This is a genomic window from Cupriavidus sp. 01L46 (assembly GCF_056399905.1).
Genome location: NZ_JBFTSF010000584.1, coordinates 1 through 1,477 on the forward strand (window position 1 = coordinate 1; position 1,477 = coordinate 1,477).

General features: G+C 59.9%; 1 protein-coding gene and 1 pseudogene. One reads left to right on the forward strand and one right to left on the reverse strand.

The annotated features are described in order from the left end of the window. Positions 1-772, reverse strand: a pseudogene (locus tag AC1DS3_RS38590) (cytochrome C); the annotation flags it as partial. Positions 773-1,031: 259 nt separating this feature from the next. Here AC1DS3_RS38590 and AC1DS3_RS38595 point away from each other — a divergent pair. Next, on the forward strand, positions 1,032-1,477 hold a 446-nt coding region (locus AC1DS3_RS38595), incomplete at its 3' end, for a lytic transglycosylase domain-containing protein (protein WP_477129358.1).

Here is a 1,477-nt window from a genome sequence, read left to right on the forward strand (position 1 = left end):
GATTGGCGCCAGATAGTGAAACCCTTTGACTATCCGGGGTGCCCGCGCGCAAKACAGAGAGTGCTMCTTTTGCCGTTTGGTATGAGGTCGCCTCAAGGTACAGGGAATCCAGCACGTGCGCATAGGCGCCAATCCCCGCAACCCGGGCACCAGACTCCAGGAACGTTGATGTGCCACGGCCCGGGGCCGCGATGCTCGGGCTCCAGTACGGAAAGCTCCAGGCCGGTGCCGTATTGAAAACGTCCTGAACGGTGGGATTGTTGTGCAATGTCAGGCCGATAATCGTTGGCTTTTCTTCCGACCCAAACAATTTCACGACACGTAGATCCGTATTGTCGAGCGCACTGTGCCCGGAGAACGTCTGGTTATCCGTGGTGCTGACGTTGTTGTAGGTCCACTGGATGAAAGCACCGGCGTTGTCCGTGATCTTCCCGCCGGAGAACAGGCTGATGGCTTCCGCAACAAACTCGTTGTTCTTGCCGAAGAGCTTATCGCCGGTCGATTTGTCGGTGTTGTCGTTGATGGAGTTGCGCGAGAAGACCGCCATCAGCGCTAGCGGCACCTTCTCGCGTTCACCCAGCGTGTATCCGCCAAGCTTGAATTTCCGCCCGAACGGTGTCAGCTCAGGATAGATCGTGTGACAGGACGCGCAATTCAGGCCGGTTTGCCTGGCAAAAAGCGGATTGGCTTCTGTCCGCGGAAGGAAGCCAAAATTGACGATCAGCCAAAGCGCAAGCACGGCGCTTCTAATCACAGCACAGAGGGTCTTCATTGCGGCTCTCCCGTCGGCCTTCCGCTCGGCTTCAGTCTTACAGAAAACTCTAGGTCAGCCGTGCGCAGTCGTTAAGGGGGAGATCTACTCCTGCTCGCTTGGGTGCATCTACCATTGGCTCGGGATAGTGCGCATCGCTAGCGCCGCCCTCGGGCGGGGCGCAATGGGATACGATGGTTTGTCCCACCGCAGCAGTAGGGAACCAACCCATGCCGCATCGCGTTGCTCATCCGCACAATGCAGTCTGGGGGATATCCAGATGCGTGCTCGCGTGTTGCCGCCTTTGCTGAGAGCTGGCTTTCTCATTGCGTCCTTCGCGCTGGGCCTGGCTTGCCCGCGCGTGGCAAAGGCTCAGATATTCGGCGCCGTCGGTGCCGATGGATCGATCACCCTGACAGACAGACCGGGCAATCCGGCGCTGCACCTGGTTGTCACCTCTAGCGAGCCGGCAGCGCGGGGTGCAAGAAAGGACAATGCCGCCGCCGCTTCCGCGACGATGGATTCCGCTCAGTATGCCGAGATCATTGCCGAGGCGAGCCGCGATGCCCGGGTGCCACCGGCGCTGATAACGGCGGTGATCGTGGTCGAATCCGGATACAACCCGAACGCGGTGTCCAAGAAGGGAGCGCGGGGCCTGATGCAGTTGATGCCGGAGACTGCCAGGCGGTTCTCCGCGGGCAACATACTCAATCCCCGCGACAACGT